This is a genomic window from Aeromicrobium sp. JJY06, from assembly GCF_044069275.1.
Taxonomy (GTDB): domain Bacteria; phylum Actinomycetota; class Actinomycetes; order Propionibacteriales; family Nocardioidaceae; genus Aeromicrobium; species Aeromicrobium tamlense.
On record NZ_JBIMRD010000001.1, the window covers coordinates 685,381 to 711,221 of the forward strand.

The 25,841-nt window shown below is 70.9% G+C and carries 20 protein-coding genes; 7 read left to right on the forward strand and 13 right to left on the reverse strand.

Translation table 11 applies throughout. The features are described from left to right. Positions 1–1,125, reverse strand: a complete 1,125-nt coding sequence (locus ACGWYL_RS03505; protein ID WP_395486448.1) for an extracellular solute-binding protein — start codon at positions 1,123–1,125, stop codon at positions 1–3. 87 nt (positions 1,126–1,212) lie between these two features. Beyond that, positions 1,213–1,854: a cupin domain-containing protein gene (locus ACGWYL_RS03510; RefSeq protein WP_395486449.1), complete on the reverse strand. Its 642-nt coding sequence runs from the start codon at positions 1,852–1,854 to the stop codon at positions 1,213–1,215. A gap of 268 nt (positions 1,855–2,122) precedes the next feature. On the opposite strand from ACGWYL_RS03510, the gene ACGWYL_RS03515 reads away from it, so the two are divergent. Further along, positions 2,123–3,541 (forward strand): NAD(P)/FAD-dependent oxidoreductase, encoded by a 1,419-nt coding sequence (locus tag ACGWYL_RS03515; RefSeq protein ID WP_395486450.1) that lies wholly within the window; start codon positions 2,123–2,125, stop codon positions 3,539–3,541. Positions 3,542–3,594: 53 nt separating this feature from the next. Here the strand turns inward: ACGWYL_RS03515 and ACGWYL_RS03520 are convergent, their stop codons facing one another. From ACGWYL_RS03520 to ACGWYL_RS03530, 3 genes are all read right to left on the reverse strand, one after another. Further along, positions 3,595–4,437: an EamA family transporter gene (locus tag ACGWYL_RS03520; protein WP_395486451.1), complete on the reverse strand. Its 843-nt coding sequence runs from the start codon at positions 4,435–4,437 to the stop codon at positions 3,595–3,597. Position 4,438: 1 nt separating this feature from the next. Next, the gene (locus ACGWYL_RS03525) at positions 4,439–5,857 is read right to left on the reverse strand and encodes an MFS transporter (RefSeq protein WP_395486452.1); all 1,419 of its coding nucleotides are present in this window, start codon (positions 5,855–5,857) and stop codon (positions 4,439–4,441) included. A 117-nt stretch (positions 5,858–5,974) separates the two neighbouring features. Then, positions 5,975–7,201: a flavin monoamine oxidase family protein gene (locus tag ACGWYL_RS03530; protein WP_395486453.1), complete on the reverse strand. Its 1,227-nt coding sequence runs from the start codon at positions 7,199–7,201 to the stop codon at positions 5,975–5,977. A 160-nt stretch (positions 7,202–7,361) separates the two neighbouring features. Between ACGWYL_RS03530 and ACGWYL_RS03535 the strand changes: the two genes are divergently transcribed. The 6 genes from ACGWYL_RS03535 to ACGWYL_RS03560 all read left to right on the forward strand — a co-directional run bounded on the left by ACGWYL_RS03535 (position 7,362) and on the right by ACGWYL_RS03560 (position 15,879). Beyond that, complete coding sequence (locus ACGWYL_RS03535; RefSeq protein WP_395486454.1) at positions 7,362–8,903, forward strand: PucR family transcriptional regulator; 1,542 nt, start codon at positions 7,362–7,364, stop codon at positions 8,901–8,903. Positions 8,904–8,915: 12 nt separating this feature from the next. Then, positions 8,916–10,406 (forward strand): aldehyde dehydrogenase family protein, encoded by a 1,491-nt coding sequence (locus ACGWYL_RS03540; RefSeq protein WP_395486455.1) that lies wholly within the window; start codon positions 8,916–8,918, stop codon positions 10,404–10,406. Between the two features lie 137 nt (positions 10,407–10,543). Beyond that, positions 10,544–11,755, forward strand: coding sequence for a flavin monoamine oxidase family protein (locus ACGWYL_RS03545; RefSeq protein ID WP_395486456.1), 1,212 nt, complete (start codon positions 10,544–10,546; stop codon positions 11,753–11,755). Positions 11,756–11,987: 232 nt separating this feature from the next. Continuing rightward, positions 11,988–13,535 carry an aldehyde dehydrogenase family protein gene (locus ACGWYL_RS03550; protein ID WP_395486457.1) on the forward strand — a complete coding sequence of 516 codons (1,548 nt, stop codon included), beginning with the start codon at positions 11,988–11,990 and terminating at the stop codon, positions 13,533–13,535. Then, positions 13,532–14,683: a CaiB/BaiF CoA transferase family protein gene (locus ACGWYL_RS03555; protein WP_395486458.1), complete on the forward strand. Its 1,152-nt coding sequence runs from the start codon at positions 13,532–13,534 to the stop codon at positions 14,681–14,683. Before ACGWYL_RS03550 ends, ACGWYL_RS03555 begins: the two co-directional genes overlap by 4 nt. Continuing rightward, positions 14,680–15,879: an acyl-CoA dehydrogenase family protein gene (locus tag ACGWYL_RS03560; RefSeq protein ID WP_395486459.1), complete on the forward strand. Its 1,200-nt coding sequence runs from the start codon at positions 14,680–14,682 to the stop codon at positions 15,877–15,879. The genes ACGWYL_RS03555 and ACGWYL_RS03560 overlap by 4 nt, the downstream gene beginning before the upstream one ends. Positions 15,880–15,882: 3 nt before the next feature. Here the strand turns inward: ACGWYL_RS03560 and ACGWYL_RS03565 are convergent, their stop codons facing one another. From ACGWYL_RS03565 to ACGWYL_RS03600, 8 genes are all read right to left on the reverse strand, one after another. Further along, a complete protein-coding gene (locus ACGWYL_RS03565; RefSeq protein WP_395486460.1) occupies positions 15,883–16,791 on the reverse strand; it encodes a cation diffusion facilitator family transporter in 909 nt (302 codons plus the stop codon). A gap of 123 nt (positions 16,792–16,914) precedes the next feature. Continuing rightward, positions 16,915–18,108: an elongation factor Tu gene (tuf, locus tag ACGWYL_RS03570; protein ID WP_179422723.1), complete on the reverse strand. Its 1,194-nt coding sequence runs from the start codon at positions 18,106–18,108 to the stop codon at positions 16,915–16,917. 102 nt (positions 18,109–18,210) lie between these two features. After that, positions 18,211–20,322: an elongation factor G gene (fusA, locus tag ACGWYL_RS03575; protein WP_179422721.1), complete on the reverse strand. Its 2,112-nt coding sequence runs from the start codon at positions 20,320–20,322 to the stop codon at positions 18,211–18,213. Between the two features lie 63 nt (positions 20,323–20,385). After that, positions 20,386–20,856, reverse strand: a complete 471-nt coding sequence (rpsG, locus tag ACGWYL_RS03580) for a 30S ribosomal protein S7 (RefSeq protein ID WP_179422719.1) — start codon at positions 20,854–20,856, stop codon at positions 20,386–20,388. Further along, entirely contained in the window at positions 20,856–21,230 is a 375-nt protein-coding gene (gene rpsL, locus ACGWYL_RS03585; RefSeq protein ID WP_019143662.1) for a 30S ribosomal protein S12, read from the reverse strand. Before rpsL ends, rpsG begins: the two co-directional genes overlap by 1 nt. 232 nt (positions 21,231–21,462) lie before the next feature. Then, positions 21,463–22,194 carry a maleylpyruvate isomerase family mycothiol-dependent enzyme gene (locus ACGWYL_RS03590; protein ID WP_395486461.1) on the reverse strand — a complete coding sequence of 244 codons (732 nt, stop codon included), beginning with the start codon at positions 22,192–22,194 and terminating at the stop codon, positions 21,463–21,465. Between the two features lie 10 nt (positions 22,195–22,204). Beyond that, positions 22,205–25,039 carry an FAD-binding and (Fe-S)-binding domain-containing protein gene (locus ACGWYL_RS03595; RefSeq protein ID WP_395486462.1) on the reverse strand — a complete coding sequence of 945 codons (2,835 nt, stop codon included), beginning with the start codon at positions 25,037–25,039 and terminating at the stop codon, positions 22,205–22,207. Then, a complete protein-coding gene (locus tag ACGWYL_RS03600) occupies positions 25,036–25,785 on the reverse strand; it encodes a GntR family transcriptional regulator (protein WP_395486463.1) in 750 nt (249 codons plus the stop codon). The genes ACGWYL_RS03595 and ACGWYL_RS03600 overlap by 4 nt, the downstream gene beginning before the upstream one ends. Between the last annotated feature and the right edge of the window lie 56 nt (positions 25,786–25,841).

Genomic DNA, 25,841 nt, shown 5'->3' on the forward strand with positions numbered 1-25,841 from the left:
TCACTCACCCATGAACTTCGTCCAGGCGGCGGAGATCTCGTCGTACTGCTTCGTGATCTCGGCGTAGTTGAACGCCACGCCCGCTTCCAGCTTCTCCGGCTGGGTGTTCATCCACTTCTCGGTGAGCTCGTCGACCTCGGGCTGTGCGTCGACGTTGACCGGCGAGTACGAGGTCTTCTCGGTCATGATCTCCTGCTGGTCCTTGCCCAGGTAGAAGTTGATCAGCGCATGGGCCGCATCGGGGTTCTTGACGCCCATCGGGATCGCCAGGGAGTCGCCCATGTGCAGGGAGGCACCCCACGCGGGCTCGAGGTTGGCGCCGTTCTTCTCCGACTCCTTGCCGCGACCGGACCACGAGTAGGCCATCGGGACCTCACCGGACTCCAGCATCTGCTGGAGCTCGGCGCCGGTCTTCCAGAAGACGAGGTCGTCCTTGATCGTCTCGAGCTTCGTGATCGCCCGGTCAATGTCCAGGGGGTACAGGTCCTCCGGCGCCACGCCGTCGGCCAGCAGGGCCGCCATGATCGGACCGGCGTTCGCGCCCGGCAGTCCGGAGATGCCGCGCTTGCCCGGGAACTTGTCGGTGTCGAAGAAGTCGGCCCACGTCTCGGGCGCGGAGTCGAAGCGCTTCGGGTCGTAGATCAGCACCTCGGCCAGGCTCATCGCCGGCACGAAGCACTCACCCGTCGTTCCCTCGGGCGTCTTGGAGATGTCGATCTTCTCGAAGTCCAGCGGCATGAACAGCGTGCCGCAGTTCTTGGTGGCCTCGGAGGCGCCGGTGTCGACGACGTCCCACGTGACGTTGTCCGCGTCCACCATGGCCTTGAGCTTGGCCGGCAGCGTGGGACCGTCGGAGAGGAGCTCGGCGCCGGTGATCTTGCCGAAGTCCTTGATCGCGGCCTCCTGTCCCTCCTGGAACATGCCGCCGTACGAGACGAACGTCAGCGGGACTCCGGGGAAGGCGTCCTCGGCGACCTCGCCGACCACGGCCTTGCCGCCGGGACCGGTGCCGGCCGCGGCCTCGGTGTCATCTCCCCCGCCACCGCATGCCGCGAGCAGCGCCAGCGATGTCACGCTCGCGAGAGCGATGCCGGCCGCACGGCGACCAACCTGAATCTGCGTCATCTTTGACCTCCATCGGTGGACCCTTTTCGGACGATCAGGGCTTCTTGTCCGGCCGTGCGCGGAGATTCCCACCGCTGGCCGCTTGTGCTAGACGCGCTTGACCCGTGGGGATCTCGCGTGAGCGTGTGGTGCCCCCGCACCGTTCTGGTGGGAACCGGAGCTGGTCGAGGGGCTGACGATGTACAGCACCTCGGCCGTGTCAGGGCCCGTGTTCGCGATCCCGTGAGGGGTCGACGTCTGGTACTCCAGGCTGTCGCCGCGCGACAGGGAGTAGGTCTGGTCGGCCAGGAACACCGCGACGTCGCCCTCGAGGACGAGCACGATCTCCTGGGAGTCGCCGTGCTGGTAAAGCTCGCCGGTGGTGCCACCGGGCTCGAACTCGCCGACGCACGCCTCGATGTGGCGGATCGGCCGCTGGGACACGAGCGTCTTGCGAAAGCCGGTCCCCGCGTCGATGACCGGGCGGTCGGCGCGACGCACGACCGTGGCGGCGGGGGTCGTCCCGCTGGAGAAGAGGTCGGGGATCGAGACGCCGAGCGCGGAGGCGATCTTCATCAGCGTCGCCACGCTGGCACCGGACTGGCCGCGCTCGACCTGACTCAGGAACGAGGCGCTCACGTCGGCCTGCTGCCCGACCTCGCGCAGGGAGAGCCGGCGCTGGTGGCGGATCTGGTGGATGCGGGCACCGAGGATCGCGCGCTGGTCGATGTCGTCAACCTTCGTCGTCATGGCTCCCGCCTCCTCTCTCGTGACCCCCGGGGTGACGGGCACCACATGGGTAGCACAGCTTCACATTCGTTCCAGCAGCGCTTCACGGCCGCTGCTCCTTCGCTGCACACATCCTGTGTCGACCGCGCGTGACCTGCGTCACGCCATACTGGACAACCGGCCTTCGCCCAGACGCCATTTGGCACCGTCGAGGCCGACTCCCACCCTCCGTACGGTCGGATTCACCCGCCCGCACCCGTGGGCGCCAACGCGTGAAAGGTTGTTCACCATGACGGGACGCCCCGTGGCAGAGAGTCCAGAGTTCAGCGGCACGGACTTCCGGCAGCTGAGCTTCTGGCACGACACCAGTGGTGAGTCGTTGCAGCCACGGCCCCGACTCGACGCGGACCTGGACGTCGACGTGGCCGTCGTGGGAGGTGGCTTCACCGGCCTGTGGACGGCGTACTACCTCGCCCAGGCCGATCCGTCCCTGCGCATCGCGGTGCTGGAGAAGCACATCGCCGGCTTCGGCGCCTCGGGTCGCAACGGCGGCAACATCTCGGGGGCGCGCTACGCGATGTCGCTCGATCGGCTGGCGAAGGAGTCCGGTCGTGACGCCGCCCTGGCGCAGTACCGCGCGATGGACATGGCGTTCCACTCGATCGAGAAGGTCGTCGCCGAGAACGGCATCGACTGCGACTGGGTGTCCAGCGGATCCCTGGCCATGGCGCGGACGCCCCTGCAGCTGGAGACCGCGCGGGCCGACGTCAACCATCGCCGGACGTGGGGCTTCGGCGAGGACGACGTGCAGCTGCTGTCCCAGCAGGAGATGAGCGAGAGGATCGGCGCGACCGGCGTGCTGGGCGGCACGTTCTCCCCCAAGGCGGCCACCGCGCACCCCGCAAAGCTGGCCCGCGGCGTCGCCCGTCTGGTGGAGTCGCTGGGGGTCACGATCTACGAGCAGACACCCGCCACCTCCATCGACAGCGGCGTGGTCGAGACGCCGGGCGGCACCGTGCGCGCCCAGGTCGTCGTCCGGGCCCTGGAGGGATACACCGCGCTGCTCAAGGGCCACAAGCGGGCACTGACCCCGCTGTACTCGATGATGCTGGCCACCGAGCCGCTGAGCGACGACTTCTGGTCGCGCGCCGGACTCCACCACCGGGAGTCCTTCGGCGACTACCGGCACCTGATCATCTACGGCCAGCGGACCGCGGACAACCGGTTCGCCTTCGGCGGCCGCGGCGCTCCGTACTACTTCGGCTCGAGCATCCGTCGCCAGTACGAGACCGCCCAGGACTTCTTCCCGAAGCTGCGCGCGTCGCTCGTCGAGCTGTTCCCGGAGGTCGAGAAGGCCACCGTCACCCACACGTGGGGCGGCGTCTTCGCCTCGTCGCGCGACTGGCATCCCTCAGCCGGGTACGACAGGACGCAGCGTCTCGCCTGGGCCGGCGGCTACGCCGGCGGTGGCGTGACCGCGGCCAACCTCGCGGGCCAGACGCTGGCCGACCTGATCACCGGACGCGGGACCGAGCTCACCGCGCTCCCGTGGGCGAACCACCGATCCCCCCAGTGGGAGATCGAGCCCGCCCGCTGGATCGGCATCAACGCGTCGCTGCATGCGATGGCCGGCGTCGATCGCAAGGAGGCCCGCACCGGTCGACCGACCAAGCGTGCCCGGGCCATCGGACGCCTGATGGGGCACTGACGCCCTCACCGCGAGGCGGGCCCTTCCTTCGGGGGAGGGCCCGCCTCGCGGTCTCAGCCGGCAGCGGCGATCAGCGCCACACCGGCCAGCGCGGCACCGACGCCGAAGGGCTGCGGACCGACGAGGCGCTCCCCGTGGATGGCTCGAGCCAGCAGCACGGTGAAGACCGGGTAGAGCGAACCGAGCACCGCGACGATGCTGAGCATCCCCTGCTGGATGGCCGCGGTGAAGAACGCGTTCGCGCCCAGGTCCAGCAGGGCCAGTCCCACGAAGAGGGCGACCGTCGAACGGTTCAGGACCAGTCCCGTGGCGATCCGGCCGACCAGCGTAACCAGCACCAGCAGCGGGATCACCATCGACGCCTTCATCACCATGATCGTGCCGAGTGCCGAGACCTCGGCGGCCTCGCCGAGCAGTGCCATGTGCGATCCGAAGCCCACGGCTGCGAGCACCGCCAGCATGAGCGGCCTCATACCGGTCCCGCCCTCGAGCTCGGGTCCGCTGGCCAGGACGATGCCGACCAGCGCGATCAGGATGCCGACGACCTGGAACATCGCGGGCTCGTCGCCGGTGAGCAGCCCCCAGGCCACGGGCACGACTGCGCCGAGCGCGGCGATCGGCGCCACGACGGACATCTTCCCGGTGGCTAGCGCCTGGTAGAAGGCGACGAGCCCGACCAGGGCGGTCACGCCCGCGCCCACGGCCCACCAGAGGAAGTCCCACTCGCCGGGCCACGCCCCGATCGCGATGATGAATCCCACGATCAGGACCAGTCCGATGAACTGGTTGCCCAGCACCACGAGGAAGGCCGAGAGCCTCTTGGAGGCGGTGCCTCCCACGAAGTCGGCCGCTCCCCCGCAGGCGGCGGAGCACAGGGCCAGGATGACGGCAAGCACTTCAAGCAGTCCTCTCAAGATCGGCCGGACTCCCGTGTCTCAGGGCCGGTGCAGCAATGACGGCCACGGCGCACAGTGCGATGCAGGCGCCGAAGATGAGCGTGAAGACGGTGGCCCCGCTCATGCCTCCGTCGGTCGCCCCGGCGTGCACGACCGTGCCCAGCGCGAGGGCCACGGCGACGCTGACGCCGTTGACCAGCTGCATCCAGGCGCTCGTCGCAGCGGCGTCGGCCCGGTTCTCTGCATCGAGGAGCATCACGGTGAGCGAGCTGACGGCCAGACCCATGCCGGTGGCGGCGATGGTCCAGATCACCAGGACGAACAGCAGATGCAGATCGGTCCGCGCGGCCAGGATCAGGGCCCCCATGCCCATCGCCGTGCACCCCGCGCCGAGGGCCACGTGACGACGCCGGACGGCGAGCCCGTCCGCACCGACGGCCGCGCGCGTCTGGAGGGCCGACCCGATCCCCCACCCCAGCGGAGCCCCCAGCAGCGCCAGCCCGGCCGTCGCCGCACTCAGGTCGCGCACCTCGATGAGCATCAACGGCAGCCAGAGCTGGCCACCGAAGTAGCAGGCGGACAGCAGCCCGTACATCCCGAACTGCCCCGGGTGCCCCGAGCCGAATCGCAGCAGCGGTCGCGGCAGCAGCACCCGTCCGGCCACGATGACGATCGCCAGGCCACCGACGACGAGGAGCACCGCCGGGCCCAGCGCGACCGATCCCCCCAGTTGCAGCAGCACCAGCCCGCCGATCAGGACCAGGCCCATCGCCGGGTAGCTCAAGGGGACCCCGTCGACCGGTAGGTCGATCCGGCGCATGTTGACCACCAGTACGGTCCCGGCCACGACGAGCATGACGGTCAGGGCCATGAAGACGATGCGCCAGCCGAGCTCCGTGGCGACCCACCCGGCGAGCGCGGGACCGACCATGCCGGGAATCACCAGGCAGTAGTTGGCCAGCGCGACCATCGACGGTCGCTGGTCCGGCCGGTAGGCGCTGCCGATCAGCAGGAAGACCACGACGATGTCCATCCCGGACCCGATGCCCTGGAGCACCCGGGCCAGGACGAGCACCTCGATGGAGGGGGCGGCCACCGCGGTCACCAGTCCGCACAGGAACACGCCGATGCCGATCGCCTCGGTGGACCACGGCCGCAGCCGCGCGACCAGCCAGCGGGCGACGCACACGCCGAAGACGTTGCCGCCCATGAACATCGCGACGGTCCACCCGAACGCCTCGGGACGACCCAGGTCGCGCACGGCGACGGGCAAGGTGGTCCCGACCGCGTAGTAGGTGAACGAGACGGCCACCGAGACGCCCGCGATGCCGAGGGTCAGCGGAACCGGCTCCCACCGTGCCCGCCGCGCGCCGGCGCGGCCGGGCGACACGACGTGGCCCGGCTGCCTCCCGGCGTTCACCGCGGACCGCGGTCCGCGGTGGACCGGGCCGGCGAGGACGACGATGCCGAGGTCATGCGATGCTCCGTTTCCCGTCGGCGCCGGCCCCGAGGGCGTCCCGGCGAACGCTAGATATGCTCAGGCGAGGCGTTCGGCGACTTCGCCTGCCGCGCGGTACCCGCTGCGCAGCGCGCCGCAGATCGAGCCGCGGTGCAGGTCGGCGGTGTGCTCACCGGCGAAGAAGACCCCCTCGTGCGGGGCGGCGAGGGCTGCCTCGTCGACGTCGGTCCACCCGGTCGGACGGAAGCTGTAGGAGCCGCGGGCCCACGGGTCGCCACCCCAGTACGTGAAGAGCTCGTCACCGGAGAACTTCGTGCCCTCCCAGGCGGCCTCGAGAGCCGGACGGAACAGGCGGGCTCCGCGGTCGCGGAACTGGAAGGTGTCCTGCGTCTCGTGGGTCGAGCCGAAGCCGGTCACGAACGAGGCGCCGTCCATGCCGATGCCCTGCGTGGCCCAGGTGGAGAAGGGGGTGGCGACGTCCTGCTTCACGGTCGGCTCGAGGTCGCCCTCGACGATCAGGTGCAGCTTGGTGGCCTGGCCGAACCCGATCTTGTCCACCGCGGTCCGGGTGGCCTCGGACAGGTCGATCTCGATCCGGTCCAGGATGCTGACCGGGACCGCGATCACGACGGCGTCGGCCGCGATGACCTCGCCGTGGACGTTGGCGACCTCGTAGCCGTTCCCCACCTGGCGCACGGCGCTGACCGGCCAGCGTGTCCGGACCCGGTGCCGACCGAGCTCGTCGGCCATCCGCTCGGCCAGGCTCTGGTTGCCCTCGGCGATGCGGGTGTTGTTCTCGTGGCTCACCAGGGCCCAGTCGTTCGAGGAGAACCGTGCCGACACGCGACGGACGTGGGTGGCCATGCCCGACGAGATGCGCGCGACGATCGCGGCGCGGATGACGGGATCCACCGGGGCGCCGGAGAACACGTCGAAGATGCTGGTGTCGTCGGAGATCTCGTCACCGAGGCTCGCCCAGTGCTCGGTGACGACCTTGGCACCCTCCTCGAGCTCGGCCAGGGACGGTCCGTCGGGGTCGGTGACCATGCGGTCGCTGGGGTCGAAGCCCTGCGGCGTCATGTGCAGACCGAGCTCCGCGACGAGCTCGTGCACCTCCGTGGTGCCGGAGTGGAAGTACTCACCGCCGCGCTCCGCGACGTGGCCGTTGGCCAACGTCTCGGACCAGGTGCGACCACCCAGCCGGGCCCTGGCCTCCACCACGACCGGATCCAGTCCGAGCTGATCCAACTTGCGCGCGGTGGCCATTCCTGCGGCACCCGCTCCGACGACGACGACCTTCGGCACGATCCTGTTCCTTCCGGCGAGACTTCCTGTGGGATCAACGTAGGGGGCGTCCTCGCCGGTCCCGGCTGTACAAACTGGACAGCGGCTCGGCCGCCGTGTGACGCGGAGCACAGCCGTGCGAGACTCGTCCGCGCAGGAGGATCGTCGGGAAGGAGGAGCCATGACCGTCACCATCGACCAGCTGGCCAGCTCGGGGACCTTGGGCCTGACCCTCGTCGCGGGTGAGCCGCACCGCGAGAACGAGGTCTCCGTCGCCCACTCGGCCGAACGGCCCGACCCGGTGGCCTGGCTGACGCCAGATGAGCTCCTCATGACGGCGGGCTTCCTCCTGCCCGAGTCCGACGACGGACAGTACGACTACGTCCGCGACGTCGCGTCCACCGGAGCCGCGGGCCTGGCCTTCGCCGTGGGCCCGAAGTTCGACTGCATCCCCGCCCCGATCATCGCGGCCTGCGAGAGCCTCGGCCTGCCTCTGCTGGAGGTGCCGGCGTCCACGCCCCTGGTCTCGATCACCCGGCTCGTCGCGGAGCGCCGCGCCGAGGAGCTGCGCCGGGACCTGCGTCTGGTCGTGGAGGCCCAGCAGGACCTCACCCAGCGCGGACTCACCGAGGGGATCGACGGCATCGTCCGGGGCCTCGAGGTCCATGCCGGCTGCGAAGTCGCGCTCCTGGCTCCCGGCGGCAGCCCGATGATCGATCACCGCCCCGAGCTCCGCTCCCTCATCGAGGGCACGACCGAGCACGCCGCGGTCGCCAAGCCGAACCAGCTGCCCTTCAGCATCGGCAGCCGCCAACGCGACGGCGCGCATCTCGTGGTGGAGGCCATCGGCGTCCGGCGACTCACCCTGGGGTACCTCGGCACGCGCTTCCCCTCGTCGATGAGCGCCGAGCAGCGCCTGATCCTCACGCACGCCGAGGCGCTCATCGCGCTCGAGCTGGCGAAGCGGACCGAGCTCATCGCCGCCGAGCACAAGCTGCGCTCGGACATCCTGCGTTCGATCCTGACCGGAACCCTCACCGGCGACGGCGCCCGGCGCCAGTTGGCGGACCTCAACATGACCAAGGACGACACGCTCTCCGTGGTGATCGTGACCTCCACGGCCAGCCCGGCCGATCGCATGCGCGCGGTCCGCCAGACCCTCGTCGGCCGTGGCGTCAACTTCCTGTCGTGCATCCTCGGCACCGAGGTCGTGGTCGTGCTCAAGGGCGACCTCCCCGACCTGGAGGCGCTGCACGCCGACCTCAGCGCGCACATGCCACGTCGGGTGAACCTCGGCGGCTCGCTGCCGAGCTCCACGGACGACCTCACCGTCGCGGTCCAGCAGGCGCGCTTCGCGGTGAAGGCGGCACAGGCCGAGTCCGCGACCCATCGCCGCTTCGACGAGCTGTCGACCTACGCCCTGCTGCTGTCCAGCCAGTCCTCGGAGTCGCTGGCCATGATCGCCAGTGCCGCGCTCGCCTCCCTAACCAAGGCCGACGATTCGTTCGGCGGCGAGCTGCTGCGCTCCCTCGAGGCGTACCTGTCCAACAACGCCCAGTGGGTGCCCGCGGCGGCCGCCCTCGGGGTGCACCGCCACACCCTGCGCAACCGGATGCGCCGCGTCGAGGAGATCACGGGCCGGAACCTGGCCTCGGCACACGACCGGACCGAGCTGTGGCTGGCACTGAAGGCCGAGGAACTGAGCCGCCTCGTGAGCGAGTAGGAGGACTGCACCGTGTCCGTGAGCCATGACGACACCTCCGCGACGTCTGCCCCCGTTCCCGGCGTCATCCCCCAGCTGATCGCCGGGGAATGGACCCCGGGCTCGGGACCCGCGGTGACCGACGAGAACCCCTCCGACCTGTCCGCCCCGCTGGGGGTCACCCACGCTGCGGCGCCGGACGAGGTCTCGGCGGCGGTCGAGTCGGGAGCGGCAGCACTCGCCTCCTGGTCGGCGACCGCCCCCCAGGAGCGAGCCGAGATCCTGCGCCGGGCCGCCGAGATCATCGCGGGCGAGGCGGACGATCTCGCGCTCGGCATCGCCCGCGAGGTCGGCAAGACGATCCGTGACAGCCTCGACGAGGTCCACCGCGCGAGCGACATCCTGCGCTACGTGGCCAGCTCGGCCCTGCAGCCGAACGGCGAGACGTACGAGTCGTTCCGGCCAGGCGAGACGATCATGACCTCACGCTCGCCCGTGGGGGTCGTCAGCATCATCACCCCGTTCAACTTCCCCCTGGCGATCCCGGCCTGGAAGATCGGGCCCGCCCTGGCCTACGGCAACGCCGTCGTCTGGAAGCCCGCCGGGAGTGTGCCGGCGACGTCACGTCGGCTGGTCGCGGCCCTGCTGGAGGCGGGACTGCCGCCTGCGGTCCTGAACCTCGTCTACGGCGACGCCGACGTGGGCCAGATGCTCGTCTCGCACGACGACGTGAACGCGGTGAGCTTCACCGGCTCGACCGCGGTCGGGCGCGAGGTCATCGCGCGGTGCGGCGCCTACGCCAAGCCGATCCAGGCAGGCATGGGAGGCGTGAACCCGGCGATCGTCCTGCCGGACGCCGACCTCCAGGACGCGGCCGCGCGGGTCATCCTCGGGGCCTTCGGCGCCACCGGCCAGAAGTGCAGCTCGACCTCGCGCCTGCTGCTGCACAGCGGGATCGCCGACCGCTTCATCGACGAGCTGATCGAGCAGGTCGCCAACTGGAGGGTCGGCGATCCGCTGATCGGCTCCACCGACATGGGCCCCCTCGTCTCGGGCCCCGCTCGCGACCGGGTCACCGGCGTCGTCACCGAGGCCCTCACCGAGGGAGCCAACATCCTCACGGGGGACGACGACGTGGACACGCCGTCGCGCGCCTCCGGCTACTTCGTCCAGCCCACCATCCTCGAGCTCAAGGACGACAGATCACCGGTCTGGAACACCGACGTCTGCGGCCCGGTCCTGTCGATCATCCGGGTGGAGAGCTGGCAGGAGGCACTCGAGTTCGCGAACACCGGTCCCTACGGACTGACCGCCTCGGTCTTCACCCACGACCTCAAGGTGATCGCCGACGCCCGGCGCCGCTTGAAGGTCGGCATCCTGCACGTGAACTCCGAGACGACCGGGGCCGACCCCCACGTCCCCTTCGGCGGCGACGGCGACAGCGGCTTCGGCCCGCGCGAGCAGGGGTCCTCGGCCAAGGAGTTCTACACGCGTCTCAAGACGGTGTACCTGCGCCCGTTCTGACCTGCGGACGCGGAGTGCCCGCCCCGGCTCCCGTGGCCTGTCCACTGTGGAGTGACGACCCCGCTCGGGTGTCCGATTGTCACACCACCTGACCCCCGCCCCACCTCCGAGACTCGTGAGTGTCGAGAGGAGCGGGGATGAAGGTCATCGTCGTGGGAGCGGGCCTGGCCGGACTGGCCGCGGCCCATCGTCTGGTGCAGGCCGGCGAGGAGGTGCAGGTCCTCGAAGCCGGCGACCGCGTCGGCGGGAGGTGCCGCTCGACCACGTTGGCCAATGGCGTCACGGTCGAGCGCGGTGGCGAGTTCATCGATCCCGAGCAGCACGTGATCCGCCGCTTCTGCGCCGAGCTGGGCCTGCCGCTCATCCCCCACGCCGTGAACTTCTTCCGCCGACGCCAGCCGGACGGGACGACGCCGAGCATCGAGGAGCTCCATACGACGATGACCCGGCTGAGCCGTGCCGCGCAGCAGCTCGACGAGGACGTGAGCGTCCGTACGCTCTTCCACGACGTGTTCGGCTCGCAGCCCCACGCGATCCTCGACCGGATCGAGACGTCGTGCGCGGGCGATGCCGGAGCGTTGAGCGCCCGCGCCGTCCTGTCGTCGTTCGAGCCTCCGCAGATCGACCACGCCTCCCGCGTGCTCGGGGGCAACGACCGGATCGCCCGGGAGCTGGCCCGGACGCTCGCCGACCGAGTCCGACTGGGCACACCGGTGGAAGCCGTCTCCGACAGCGACGGTCACGTGGTGGTGACGACCGCGGATGGAAGCGAGTCGGCTGCCGATGCCCTCGTCCTCGCCCTCCCGTTGCCCTTGCTCCACCGCCTCCAATGGGACAGTGGCCTACCTCACGAGTGGGCGACAGGCGCCGCGCAGCTCGGGTTCGGCGACGCCGCCAAGCTGTCCGTCGCCGTCGCCGAGCCCGCCGCGCCCCAGGCCGTCGCCGGGCCGGGGCGTCGCTGGTGGAGCTGGAACTCGGCCTCCCCCGCCGACCGCTCCCTCGGCTCGGCCGGCGTGTCCTGCTTCGCCGGCACCGCCGAGCAGGTCACCGAGCTGGGTGCCGTCCACGGCGCGGACGACTGGCTGTCGACCCTCGTGGCCTCGCGGCATGACCTGGCACTGGACCCGGCCGACCACGTGGTGACGGCGTGGCGCAGCGAGCCGTGGGCCCGAGGCGCGTACTCGTTCGCCAAGGTCGGGTGGGATCCGGCGGCGGCCCAGGCGCTGCAGCGCAGGGTCGGTCGCGTCGTCCTCGCTGGCGAGCACACCGCGGGCCCCCTCGCCAGCACGATGAACGGGGCCCTCGCCAGCGGCGAGCGCGCGGCGCGCGTCGTCCGGGCGGCGGCGTGACCCCGATCCACGACGACGCCCTCGTCCCCGGTTCGACACAACGTCGCGCGGACGGTGCTGCGCCTGACGCTTCGTCCCTCCCCTTCGGTCCCGAAGTCTTCCTAGGCTCGAGGACAGGCCACGACAACGACGGGCACCGTCCCGCCATCCCCGGAGGAACCATGACGACACGACCCGTCGCTCGCGCGACCGAGGAGCTCGTCCGCACCGTCACTCACCAAGGCGGCGCCCGATGACCGGGACGCCGCGGCGCCCTGACGTTCCTCACCCCGAACCGCAGCACGAGGAGCCGAGCCTCGAGCCGCGGACGGGACGCGCGCATGCCGTGTTTCCCACCAGCACCGACCAGGACGTCGACCTCGCGACCGCCCGCGCGGAGTCCTGCGCCCGCCGCGTCGCCGCCTCTTCCCCCGCGGCGCGACGGACGTGGTTGAGCGCGGTCGCCGCGTCCCTCGAGGAGGCAGCCGACCACCTGGTCGCCGTCGCCGACCGCGAGACCGGGCTGGGAGCGGTCCGGCTGTCGGGCGAGCTCGCTCGCACCGCGTCGCAACTGCGCTTCTATGGCACGGTCGCGGCCGACGGCGCCTACCTCGGCGCCACGATCGATCGCGCGACGGAGTCCTCTCCCTGGCTGGGCAGGGTCCACGTGCCGGTCGGCCCCGTGGCCGTCTTCGGCGCGAGCAACTTCCCGTTCGCGTTCGGCGTCCTCGGCAACGACACCGCCTCGGCCATCGCTGCCGGGTGCCCGGTGGTCGCGAAGGGCCACCCCGCGCACCCCGAGACCAGTCGTCTGCTCGCCGCCGTCGCCATCGAGGCACTGGCGCGCGCCGGGGCACCCGACGGGACGTTCGGGCTCGTGACCGGCTTCGCCGCCGGGACCCGCCTGGTCGACGATCCGGCCATCAGTGCGGTCGCCTTCACCGGCTCGCAGTCCGGCGGCATGGCGCTGCGCGACCGTGCCCTCGCTCGCCCGGTCCCGATCGCCGTCTACGCCGAGATGGGCACCGTGAACCCGGTCGTGGTCACAGCAGCCGGCGCCGACGACCTCGCTTCGCTCGCCGCGGGCTTCGTCGGCTCCTTCACCCTCGGCTCGGGTCAGTTCTGCACGAAGCCGGGGCTGCTGCTGGCACCGGCGGGACGTGGCATCGCCGACGCGGTCGCCCAGGCCCTGCGCGACTCCGGACCGTCGGGGTGGGCCCTGACCGGACCGATCGCCGAGCACGCCCGTGCCGGCGTGGCAGCCTTCGTCGCGGCCGGCGCCGAGGTCCTGCAGATCGCCACCGGACCCGCCGAGGGCTTCGGGGTCGACGCGGTCCTGCTGCGTGCCGAGGCCAACGCGATCGTCGCGGACAGTCCGCTGGTCGCCGAGTGCTTCGGCCCGGTCGCGATCATCGTGGAGTACCGCGACGACAAGGAGTTGGCCGGCGTGCTCGGCCGACTGCAGGGGGCCTTGGTCGGCACGATCATCGCCGGCGGGGACGACCCCGACCTGTCCGCCGTGATCGACCTGCTCAGCCCGGTCGTCGGCCGCATCACGGTCGGCGACTGGCCCACGGGCGTCGCCTGGACCTGGGCCCAGCACCACGGCGGGCCGTGGCCCGCCACGTCGGATGCGCGCGCGACCTCGGTCGGAGCGGCCGCCCTCGACCGGTTCACGCGCCCGCTCGCCCTGCAGAGCGTTCCCGAGCCCGCGCTACCGCCTTCCCTTCAGGACTCCAACCCGTGGCATCTTCCTCGCAGGATCGACGGGGTGCTGCACCTGGGCGGTGGCGACCAGTGACGGCTGCGCCGCTCGACGGCATCCTCGTCGCGGACTTCAGCCGTGTCCTGGCCGGCCCGATGGCCACCGCCCTCCTGGCGGATCTCGGCGCGACCGTCGTGAAGGTCGAGCGTCCCGGTACCGGTGACGACACCCGCGCTTGGGGACCGCCGTGGACCGAGACGACGAGCGCGTACTTCGAGTCGGCGAACCGCACCAAGCGCAGCGTGACGCTCGACCTGCGCGACGCCCACGACCTGCGGCTGGCCCATGAGCTCGTCCGGAGGGCCGACGTGCTCGTCGAGAACTTCCGCACCGGCACCCTCGACCGCTACGGGCTCGGCTGGGACCAGGCCGCCGCGCTCAATCCCGCGCTGGTCTACTGCTCGCTGACCGGGTACGGCAGCGGTGCGGGTGCCTCGCTCCCCGGCTACGACTTCGTGATCCAGGCCGTCGGCGGTCTCATGAGCATCACGGGCCCGGACGCCGACCACCCGCACAAGGTGGGTGTCGCCCTCGTGGACGTCCTGACCGGCAAGGACGCCGCGATCGGCATCCTCGCGGCACTCGCGCACCGGGCGCGCACAGGCGTCGGCGAGCACGTCGAGGTGTCCCTGCTGACGAGCCTGCTCGGCTCCCTGGCGAACCAGGCCTCGAACTGGCTGACCACCGGCCGGCCACCGGCGCCGCTGGGGAACCGCCACCCGTCGATCGCCCCCTACGAGACGCTGCACTGCGCTGACGGCCTGATCGCAGTCGCCTGCGGGAACGACGGACAGTTTCGGAAGATGGCCGCGGCGCTGGGGCGCGTCGAGCTGGCCGACGACGTCCGCTTCTGCACCAACGCCGTGCGGGTCCAGCACCGCGACGTCCTCGTCGCGATCCTGGAGGAGGTGCTGTTGACCCGGGACGCCCAGCACTGGTACCAGCTCCTCGTCGCCGCGGACGTGCCCGTAGGCGTCGTCGGCGACATCGGCTCGGCCTTCGAGCTCGCGGACCGACTCGGCCTCGATCCGACGCGTGAGGTCGGAGCGGGCCACCCGCCGCAGGTGCGGCACCCCATCACCTATTCGCACAGTCAGGTGGTCCCGCCCGCGGCTCCGCCCGGACTGGGCGAGCACAACGACCAGATCCGCCGCTGGCTGGCGGAGGACCGGAGGACCCCATGAGCACCACCGCCGTCAAGACCCGTACGAACCCCCTCGACCTCGCGGGCATCGACGACCTGCTGTCGCCTGAGGAGCGCTCGATCCGCGACACCGTCCGACACCTCGTCGAGCACAGGATCCAACCGCACGTGGCCGAGTGGTTCGAGGCCGGCGAGATCCCCGACGTCCGCGGGCTGACCCGCGAGCTGGGTGGTCTCGGTGTGCTCGGCATGCATCTCGAGGGCTACGGCTGCGCCGGCATGAGCGCCGTGGACTACGGCTTGGCGTGCTTGGAGCTCGAAGCCTGCGACTCGGGCATCCGCTCCCTGGTCTCGGTCCAGGGATCGCTGGCGATGTTCGCGATCTGGCGTTGGGGCAGCGAGGAGCAGAAGCAGCAGTGGCTGCCACGCATGGCCGCCGGCGAGGCGATCGGCTGCTTCGGTCTGACCGAGCCCGATCACGGCTCCGACCCCGGCAGCATGCGCACACGCGCACGCAAGGACGGCACGGACTGGGTCCTCGACGGCCGAAAGATGTGGATCACCAACGCGCCTGTGGCTGACGTCGCCGTGGTCTGGGCGCAGACCGGCGACAGCTCCTCCCAGGTCCGCGGCTTCGTCGTCCCCACCGACACGCCGGGCTTCTCGGCACCCGAGATCAAGCACAAGATGTCGCTGCGCGCTTCGGTCACCGGCGAGATCGTGCTGGACGGCGTCCGCCTCCCGGAGTCGGCGGTCCTGCCCGAGGTCAGCGGCCTCAAGGGTCCGCTCTCGTGCCTCAACGAGGCGCGCTTCGGAATCGTCTGGGGCGCCGTCGGCGCCGGGCGCTCGGCGCTGGCCAGCGCTCTGGACTACGCGGGGCAGCGCGAGCAGTTCGGCCGTCCCATCGCCGGCTTCCAGCTGACGCAGGCGAAGCTGGCCGACATGGCGCTCGAGCTCGTCAAGGCAGAGCTGCTGGCTCTGCACCTGGGACGCCGCAAGGACGCCGGGACGCTGCGCAGCGAGCAGGTGAGTCTCGGAAAGCTCAACAACGTCCGCGAGGCCCTCGACGTCTGCCGGACCGCACGCACCATCCTCGCGGCGAACGGCATCTCGCTGGAGTACCCCGTGATCCGCCACATGAACAATCTCGAGTCCGTCCTGACCTACGAGGGGACGGTCGAGATGCACACGCTCGTGATCGGCCAGGCCCTCACCGGGCTTCCCGCCTTCCGCTGAGCGTCAGCGGTGGGCGTGCCCCTCGGTGTCGAGGTGCCCGGCCGGCTCGAGCTGGAAGGTCGAGTGGGCCACGTCGAAGTGGTGGCTCAGGCACGTGCACAGGTGGTCCAGCACGTGGTGGGCGTCGTCCATGTCGACGACCGACTCGTCGACCACGACGTGGGCGCTCATCACGGGCATGCCGCTGGTGATCGTCCAGACGTGCAGGTCGTGCACGTCGACGACGCCCCGGACTCCGAGGATGTGGTCGCGGACCTGGTCGAGGTCGACGTCGCGGGGGCTGTTCTCCAGCAGCACCTCCCCCACGTCGCGCAGCAGTGAGATCGCGCGGGGGACGACGAGGGCCGCGATGACGAGCGAGGCCACGGGGTCGGCCTGGGCCCACCCCGTGGTCAGGATGACGACCGCGGAGGCGATGACCGCGACCGAGCCGAGGGCGTCGCCGAGCACCTCGAGGTACGCGCCGCGGACGTTGAGACTCTCCTCGGCCCCTCCCCGCAGCACCAGCAGGCCGACCACGTTCACGGCCAGTCCGATCGCGCCGGCCACGAGCACCGGCAGGCCGGCGATCTCGGGCGGCTCGGACAGCCGTCCCACGGCGCTGAGCACGATGATCCCGCAGATCACGAGCAGAATGAGCCCGTTGGCCCCGGCTGCGAGCACCTCGGTGCGGTGCCAGCCGTAGGTGCTGCGCGCTCCCCCGGGTCGCTGCGCCACCGCGATCGCGGCCAGCGCGAGGACCAGGCCGAACGAGTCGCTGAGCATGTGGCCGGCGTCGGCCAGCAGCGCGAGCGAGCCGGTCAGCCAGCCGACGATCACCTGGACCACGAGCACCGACAGGGTGAGCGCCAGCACGAGGACGAGGCGTCCCCGGTGCCTCACCCCGGCGCCGTGCGCATGATCGTGTCCCACACCGCGAGGCTACCCGTCGGACGCCCGGCACCGATGCGGCCGCCGTCTACACCCCGGACATGACAGAACCCCCGGGGCCGAAGCCCCGGGGGTTCCTCACGCAGTGCGTGTCAGCGGATCAGCTCACTTGTTGATCTTGGTGACACGGCCGGCGCCGACGGTGCGGCCGCCCTCGCGGATGGCGAAGCGCAGGCCCTCCTCCATGGCGATCGGCTGGATCAGCACGACCGACATCTCGGTGTTGTCGCCGGGCATGACCATCTCGGTGCCCTCGGGCAGCGTGACGACGCCGGTGACGTCCGTGGTGCGGAAGTAGAACTGCGGGCGGTAGTTGTTGAAGAACGGCGTGTGACGGCCACCCTCCTCCTTGGACAGGATGTACACCTGGCCCTCGAACTCCGTGTGGGGAGTCGTGGAACCGGGCGCGATCACGACCATGCCGCGCTCGACGTCCTCGCGCTTCGTGCCACGGAGCAGGAGGCCGACGTTCTCGCCCGCCTGGCCCTCGTCGAGCAGCTTGCGGAACATCTCGATGCCGGTGACCGTCGTGGTCTGCTTGTCGTCACGGATGCCGACGATGTCGACCGTGTCGTTGACCTTGACGATGCCGCGCTCGATGCGACCGGTGATGACGGTGCCACGACCGGTGATCGTGAAGACGTCCTCGACCGGCATGAGGAACGGCTTGTCCGTCTCACGCGGGGGCAGCGGGATGTACTCGTCGACCGCGGCCATGAGCTCGAGGATCGACTCGCCCCACTTGGCGTCGCCGGTCAGGGCCGGGTGGGCCGCAACCTTGACGACGGGGACGTTGTCGCCGTCGAAGTCCTGCTCGTTGAGCAGCTCGCGAACCTCGAGCTCGACGAGCTCCAGGATCTCCTCGTCGTCGACCATGTCGCACTTGTTGAGCGCCACGACCATGGCCGGCACGCCGACCTGGCGGGCGAGCAGCACGTGCTCACGCGTCTGCGGCATCGGGCCGTCGGTGGCGGCGACCACGAGGATCGCGCCGTCCATCTGAGCCGCGCCGGTGATCATGTTCTTGACGTAGTCGGCGTGGCCGGGGCAGTCGACGTGCGCGTAGTGACGGTTCTCGGTCTGGTACTCGACGTGCGAGATCGAGATCGTGATACCGCGCTGGCGCTCCTCGGGAGCCTTGTCGATCATGTCGAAGGCCGAGGCCTCGTTCAGATCGGGGTACTTGTCGTGCAGCACCTTGGTGATCGCCGCGGTCAGCGTCGTCTTACCGTGGTCGATGTGACCGATGGTGCCGATGTTCATGTGCGGCTTGGTCCGCTCGAACTTCGCCTTAGCCACTGGGGCCCTCCTGGTTTGGTTTCTCTAGCTTGTGTTGACTGAAACGCCGTGTGGAACGCGGTGGAGCGAACCTCAGGCCACCCTATGCGATGGGGCCGAAGCTCACTCGCCCCGGGCCTTCTTGATGATCTCTTCGGCCACGGCCTTGGGGACCTCGGCGTAGGAGTCGAACTGCATCGAGTACGACGCGCGTCCCGAGGTCTTCGACCGCAGGTCGCCCACGTACCCGAACATCTCGGACAACGGCACGAGCGCCTTGATCATCTTGGCGCCGCCGTAGCCCTCCTCCATGGACTGAACCTGTCCACGGCGGGAGTTGAGGTCGCCGATCACGTCGCCCATGTAGTCCTCGGGCGTCGTGACCTCGACGGCGAACATCGGCTCGAGGAGGACCGGGTTGGCCTTGCGAGCGGCCTCCTTGAAGGCCTGGTTGCCGGCCAGCTTGAAGGCGAGCTCGCTGGAGTCGACGTCGTGGTAGGCGCCGTCCTCGAGGGTGAACTTGACATCGACCATGGGGTAGCCGGCGAGGACGCCGAACTCCATGGCGCTCTGGGCGCCCGCGTCGACCGAGGGGATGTACTCGCGCGGGACGCGACCACCCGTGACCTCGTTGACGAACTCGTAGCCACCCTCGCCACCGGCCTCGGGGCTGTTGGGAGCCAGGCCGATGACGACCTTGGCGAACTGACCCGAGCCACCGGTCTGCTTCTTGTGCGTGTAGCTGTGACCCGTGATGGTGCCGCGGATGGTCTCGCGGTACGCGACCTGGGGCTTGCCCACGTTGGCCTCGACCTTGAACTCGCGCTTCATGCGGTCGACGAGGATGTCGAGGTGGAGCTCGCCCATGCCGGCGATGATCGTCTGACCCGTCTCCTCGTCCGTGTGGACCTGGAACGTCGGGTCCTCCTCGGCGAGCTTCTGGATCGCGACGCCGAGCTTCTCCTGGTCGCTCTTCGTCTTGGGCTCGATGGCGACCTGGATCACCGGATCCGGGAAGGTCATCGACTCCAGCACGATCGGGTTGGCCGAGTCGGCCAGCGTCTCGCCCGTGGTGGTGTCCTTGAGGCCCATGACGGCCACGATCTGGCCGGCGCCGACCGACGCGATCTCCTCACGCTTGTTGGCGTGCATCTGGTAGACCTTGCCGATCCGCTCCTTGCGGCCCTTCGTGACGTTGAGCACCTGGGTGCCCGCCTCGAGGCGACCGGAGTAGACGCGCACGAAGGTCAGCTTGCCCAGGTGCGGGTCCGTGGCGATCTTGAAGGCCAGGCCGGCGAACGGCGCGTCGTCCGACGGGGGACGCGTGTCGTTCTTCGACTCGTCCTTCGGGTCCAGGCCGACGATGTCACCGACGTCGATCGGGCTGGGGAGGAAGTCGACGACCGCGTCGAGCAGGGGCTGGACGCCCTTGTTCTTGAACGCCGTGCCGCACAGGACCGGGTTGAGCTTCGCGGCCAGGGTGGCGCGACGGATCGCGGCCTTGAGGTCCTCGACCGAGATGTCCTCGCCCTCGAGGTACGCCATGGCGATCTCGTCGTCGACGTCGGCCAGGGTCTCGAGCAGGTTCTCGCGACCCTCGGCGGCGGCGTCGGCCAGGTCGGCCGGGATCTCCTCGACCGTGTAGTCCTCGCCGATCGTCGTCTCGCCGCGCCACGTCAGCGCGCGCATGCCGACGAGGTCGACGACGCCCAGGAAGTCGGACTCGGCGCCGATCGGCAGCTGCAGGACGAGCGCGGTCGCGCCGAGGCGCTCGCGGATCGTCTTGACGCAGAAGTCGAACGAGGCGCCCGTGCGGTCGAGCTTGTTGACGAAGCACATGCGCGGCACGCCGTACTTGTCGGCCTGACGCCACACCGTCTCGGACTGGGGCTCGACACCGGCGACGCCGTCGAACACCGCGACCGCGCCGTCGAGGACGCGCAGCGAGCGCTCGACCTCGACGGTGAAGTCGACGTGACCGGGGGTGTCGATGATGTTGATCTGGTGGTTCTTCCACCAGCAGGTCGTCGCGGCCGACGTGATCGTGATGCCGCGCTCCTGCTCCTGCTCCATCCAGTCCATCGTGGCGCCGCCCTCGTGGACTTCACCGATCTTGTAGGTGATGCCCGTGTAGAACAGGATGCGCTCGGTGGTGGTGGTCTTGCCGGCATCGATGTGCGCCATGATGCCGATGTTGCGGACCTTGGTCAGGTCGGTGGTGATGTCGGTTGCCACGTGAGGATCAGCCTTTACGGAGGTGTGGGTCGGTGTGGGAGCGCGAGGTCGTCGCGCTCACGATCACCAGCGGTAGTGGGCGAACGCCTTGTTGGCTTCGGCCATCTTGTGGGTGTCCTCGCGCTTCTTCACGCTGGCACCGAGGCCGTTGCTGGCGTCGAGCAGCTCGTTCATGAGGCGCTCGGCCATGGTCTTCTCGCGACGCTCGGAGCTGTACTTGACGAGCCAGCGCAGCGCGAGGGTGGTCTGGCGGCCGGGACGGACGTCGACCGGAACCTGGTAGGTCGCACCGCCGACGCGGCGGCTCTTGACCTCGAGGGCGGGCTTGACGTTGTCGAGCGCGCGCTTGAGGGTGATGACCGGATCGGTGCCGGACTTCTCACGCGTGCCCTCGAGGGCCGTGTAGACGATGCGCTGTGCGACCTGCTTCTTGCCGTCGAACAGCACCTTGTTGATCAGCTGGGTGACCAGCTGGCTTCCGTAGACCGGATCGGTCTCGATGGCACGCTTCGGAGCGGGACCCTTGCGAGGCATCAGCTCTTCTCCTTCTTCGCGCCGTAACGGCTGCGAGCCTGCTTGCGGCCCTTGACACCCTGGGTGTCGAGGGAGCCGCGAATGATCTTGTAACGAACACCGGGGAGGTCCTTCACACGACCACCACGGACGAGCACGATCGAGTGCTCCTGGAGGTTGTGGCCCTCGCCGGGGATGTAGGCGGTCACCTCGGTGCCACTGGACAGACGCACACGAGCGACCTTCCGCAGCGCGGAGTTCGGCTTCTTGGGGGTCGTGGTGTACACGCGGGTGCACACGCCACGCCGCTGGGGCGAACCCTTGAGGGCCGGGGTGTTGGTCTTGACGACCTTGCTCTGGCGGCCCTTGCGGACAAGCTGGTTGATGGTGGGCACTATGCCTCTTCCTGGGAATTCTCCCGTTCGATCGCGGGCGCGCATGCGGCCTCGCGGGTCTTCCTCGATCTCCACCACGGACGGCATCCGGCCACCGTGATCACGGATCATCGGGCCAGGGGCCCTTGTCCGTTCGAACGTCGCGCCGACTCACGTCGGGCACGGCTCCCCATCTTACCCGAGCCCGCCACGTCGAAACAAATCGCCTCGGGCCGCCGGCAGCAGCCCGGAGTCAGGGGACGCGCGGTCCGTCCAACCACGCGACGGCGGCACCCGTCGGAGCGACCGCGGCCGCCGGGATCCGACCCCACAGCGCGAGGTACAGCTCGGTGGCCGTGCCCACCGCCTCGCCGTCGACGTCGATCTCTCGCTGGACGAGTCGCGGAGGTCCGTCGGGGTCGTCCTCGTCGGGCGCGACGATCCAGCTGCGGTCGAGATCGGTGGCGACGAGGCGGACGGGCGCGTCGACGCGCGGCCGCCTCCCCCGCTCGGTCATCCGACGGCCGAAGACGCGCACGACCTCGGAGATGCCGTCGGCCGCGACCTGCGGATCGACGTCCCACGCGAGGTCCGGGACGCCGAGGGCCTGCGCGAGGTCGACCCGGTGCACGCACGTCTCGTGCAGCTGGCGGCGCGGCCAGAAGCCGGCGACCTCGTCGATGCGGGCGAAGTTGGGGACGGGCTCGTCGGGGTCGATGGCCTGCAGCGCGGCGATCAGCGCCGTGGCCGTGCCGGCGTACCACTCGTCGAGCGGCTCGGTGGCGCGCGCGTCGGGCTCCTCGGCGATGCGCTGGCCCGAGAGCACGATGGCCGCGGCCCAGCGGTGGATCGACCCGAGGTGGCGCACGAGGTCGGCGGTGGTCCATCCGGGACAGGCGGGCACGGGCTCGTCGCCCTCGATGCGTCCGACGAGGGAGGCGACGCCGGCCATCTCGCGGCCCAGCAGGATCAGCGGATCTTCCACGGTGCCCTTCCTACCGGTCGCCGACGAGCAGCTGAGCGAGGTGGACGGCCTGCACGTCGGCCAGGTCGTCGAGCTGGGTGCGGCAGCTGAAGCCGTCCGCGACGACGATCGCGTCGGGTCCGGCCTCCCGCACGGCCGGCATGAGCTGCTGCTCCGCGACCGCCACGGAGACCTCGTAGTGGCCCTTCTCGACGCCGAAGTTGCCGGCGAGTCCGCAGCAGCCGCCGACGCGCACGACGTGGGCGCCGGTGCGCGACAGCAGGCGCAGGTCGGCGTCGAACCCGATCACCGAGGCCTGGTGGCAGTGCGGCTGCACGACGAGGGTGCGGCCCGACAGGTCGGGAACCTCGAGCTCCTCGCGGTCGGCCAGCAGCTCGGCCAGGGTGAACACGCCCTTCGCCACCTCGGCCGCCCGGGGATCGTCGACGAGCTCGGGGGCGTCGGTGCGCAGGGCGGCCAGGCACGAGGGCTCGAGTCCCACCACCGGGATGCCGGCCTCGACGTACGGGTGCAGCTGCTCGACGGCCGCCGCCGCCAGCTCGGCAGCCTTGTCCAGCTGACCGGTGGAGATCCAGGTCAGGCCGCAGCACTGCTGGCGCTCGAGGAGGCGGATCTCGTAGCCCGCCGACTCCAGCAGTCGCACGGCGGCGCGGCCCGCGTCGGTGGAGAAGTACTCGGTGAAGGAGTCGGCCCACAGCAGCACCGGGTCGCCCCCGGTGGCCCGCTCCTCGCGGGACAGCACCTTCGACAGCGTGCGGGTCGCGAAGGTGGGGATGCTGCGGCGCTGGTCGATGCCCGCGACCCACCGGGCGACGTGGGCCAGGCCGGGAACGCGCAGGGCCAGGTTCGCCAGCCGCGCCACCGGCGCGGTGAGCCGGGCCCACATCGGCAGACGCCCCAGGACGTAGTGGCTCCGGGGCCGGATCCTGCCCTTGTACGTCTGGTGCAGTACCTCGGCCTTGTAGGTCGCCATGTCGACGCCCGTGGGACAGTCGCCGGCGCAGCCCTTGCACGACAGGCACAGGTCGAGTGCCTCGTGGACCTCGGGGCTGCTCCAGCCGCCGTCGACGAGCCGGCCGTCCACCATCTCCTGCAGCACGCGCGCGCGTCCGCGCGTGGAGTCCTTCTCCTGGCGAGTGGCCTGGAAGGAGGGGCACATGACGCCGGCGCCCGGCGCCGCGAGGCACTTGCCGACCCCGGTGCAGCGGTGGACCGCCGCGCCGAAGTCCCCGTCGTCGTGCAGCAGGCGCAGGCTGCGGCGCCGCTCGGGCATGCCGGCCGGCCACCCGGCGCCCATCCCGCGGAGGTCCTCGTCGAGGGGACGCGGACGCACGAGGACGCCGGGGTTCATGAGGTCGTCGGGGTCGAAGACCTGCTTGACCTGCTCGAACAGGCCGACCGCCTCGGGCGAGTACATGAGGGGCAGCAGCTCGGACCGCGCGCGGCCGTCGCCGTGCTCACCGGAGAACGAGCCGCCGTGCGACGCGGCCAGCGTGGCGGCGTCGGTGAGGAACGAGCGGAACCCGCGGCGGCCGTCGGGCGCGTCGAGCGGGAAGTCGATGCGCACGTGGACGCAGCCGTCGCCGAAGTGGCCGAACAGCGTGCCGTGCAGGCCGTGCTGGTCGAGCAGGGCCTCGAAGCCGCGGAGGTACTCCCCCAGCCGCTCGGGCGGGACGGCGGCATCCTCCCAGCCGGCGAGTGCCGGGCGGTCCCAGGCGCGGGACGCCAGGCCGGCGCCCTCCTCGCGGATCCGCCACAGCACCGACTGCTCGATCGGCGAGGTGACGTGGCGGTGCCCCATCGCGCCGGACTCGCGCACCACGCGGTCGGCGCGCGCCTGCAGCTCGGCCGCGTCGTCGCCGGCCAGCTCGACGTAGAGGTAGCCGTCGCCCGGCGGCAGATCCGGCACCGCCGAGGCACCGTGCGCGGCGCGGTAGACCTCGATGATGCGGCCACCGAGTCCCTCGCACGCGATCGGCTCGAAGGGCAGGATCGTCGGCACGTGGTCGGCAGCCTCGGCCATCGACGGGAACGACAGGACGACGAGGTGGCGCACCGGGGCGTCGGCGACGAGGTCGACGGTGGCGCCCAGCATCACCGCGAGCGTGCCCTCGGTGCCCGCCATGAAGGAGGCGACGTCGAAGCCCTTCTCGGGCAGCAGGTGCTCGAGGCTGTAGCCCGAGACCTGGCGGCCGAAGCGGCCGAACTCGGTGCGGATCGTCGAGAGGTTCGCGCCGACGAGCGAGCGCAGGCTCTCGAGCCGCTCCGAGGTCACGGCGACGTCGCGGCCCACCTGGAACCGCTCCCCCGCCATCGTCAGCAGGTCGAGCGCGGCGACGTTGTCGGCGCTGCGGCCGTAGCCGAGCGCGCGGTTGCCGCAGGCGTTGTTGCCGATCATGCCGCCGACGGTGCAGCGCGTGTGGGTGGACGGGTCGGGTCCGTAGCGCAGCCCCGCCGGGGCCGCGGCCCGCTGGAGCGTCGCGTGGACGACGCCCGGCTCGACCTCGGCGGTGCGGGTGGCCTCGTCGATCGCGAGGATGCGGTTCATGTGGCGCGAGAAGTCGAGCACCACGCCGGTGCCGATGGCGTTGCCCGCGATGGACGTGCCCGCGCCGCGCGAGGTCAGCGGGGTGCCGGACGCCCGGCAGGCCTCGACGACCGCGTGGACCTCGTCGAGGTCGTGCGGCCGGACGACCACCTGGGGCTCGACGCGGTAGAGCGAGGCGTCGGAGCTGTAGAGCGCGCGGGCCAGCGACGAGGCGTCGACGTCGCGCACGCCCGACTGCTCGAGCCGGGCCAGCACGTCGCGACCGGTCTCGAGCCGCTCGAGGGGAGGCGTGGTCATGACTGTCCTTCGTCCGCGGGTTCCGTCAGTAGCATGCTACTGCCCGCTGCCTCGACCGCGGCGCGGACGTCCCCGGCCCAGCCGTCGTCGACCTCGTCCCCCGCCCGGGCCACCTGGTGCATGAGCAGTTTGCCGGTGCGCTCGAGATGGGCGGCCATGGCCCGTCCGGCGGCCTCGGGATCGCCGTCCACGATCGCGATCGCGACGGGCTCGTGCTCCGCCGCGACCTCGGCGAGCGGACGCGAGCGGCCGAAGGTGGAGACGCCCCGGGCCTGGATCGAGTCGCGCAGCCGGGTGACCTCGGACTCGAGCCGCGGGTTCCGCGCCGCGGAGGCGACGAGCGCGTGGAAGTCGCGGTCGACGCGGCTGAAGTCGGTCTCGCGGCCCGCGGCGGCGTGGTCGCGGGTGGCTGCCACGTTGGCGGCGAGCCGCTCGCGCAGGTCGCGGTCGGCCAGCCGCGCGGCGGCCGCGGCGGCCGGGACCTCCAGGAGCAGCCGCAGCTCGAAGACCTCGCGCACGTCGGCGACGGTGACGCCGCGGATGCGGACCCCGCGGTTGCGCTCGATCTCGACCAGGCCCAGGTCGGCCAGCCGCAGCACCGCCTCGCGGACCGGCGTGCGCGAGACGTCGAGCTGCTCGGACAGCCGGTAGATCGAGTGCTGGGAGCCCGCCGCCAGCTCTCCCCCGACGATGCGCTCGCGCAGCAGGGCGAAGACGCGGTCGGTGGCGGTGGTGCGGGTGTCCACGGTCACACCCGGCCTGGGTGCGCCGGGGTGGGGTCGAGCATGGACAGAACCATACG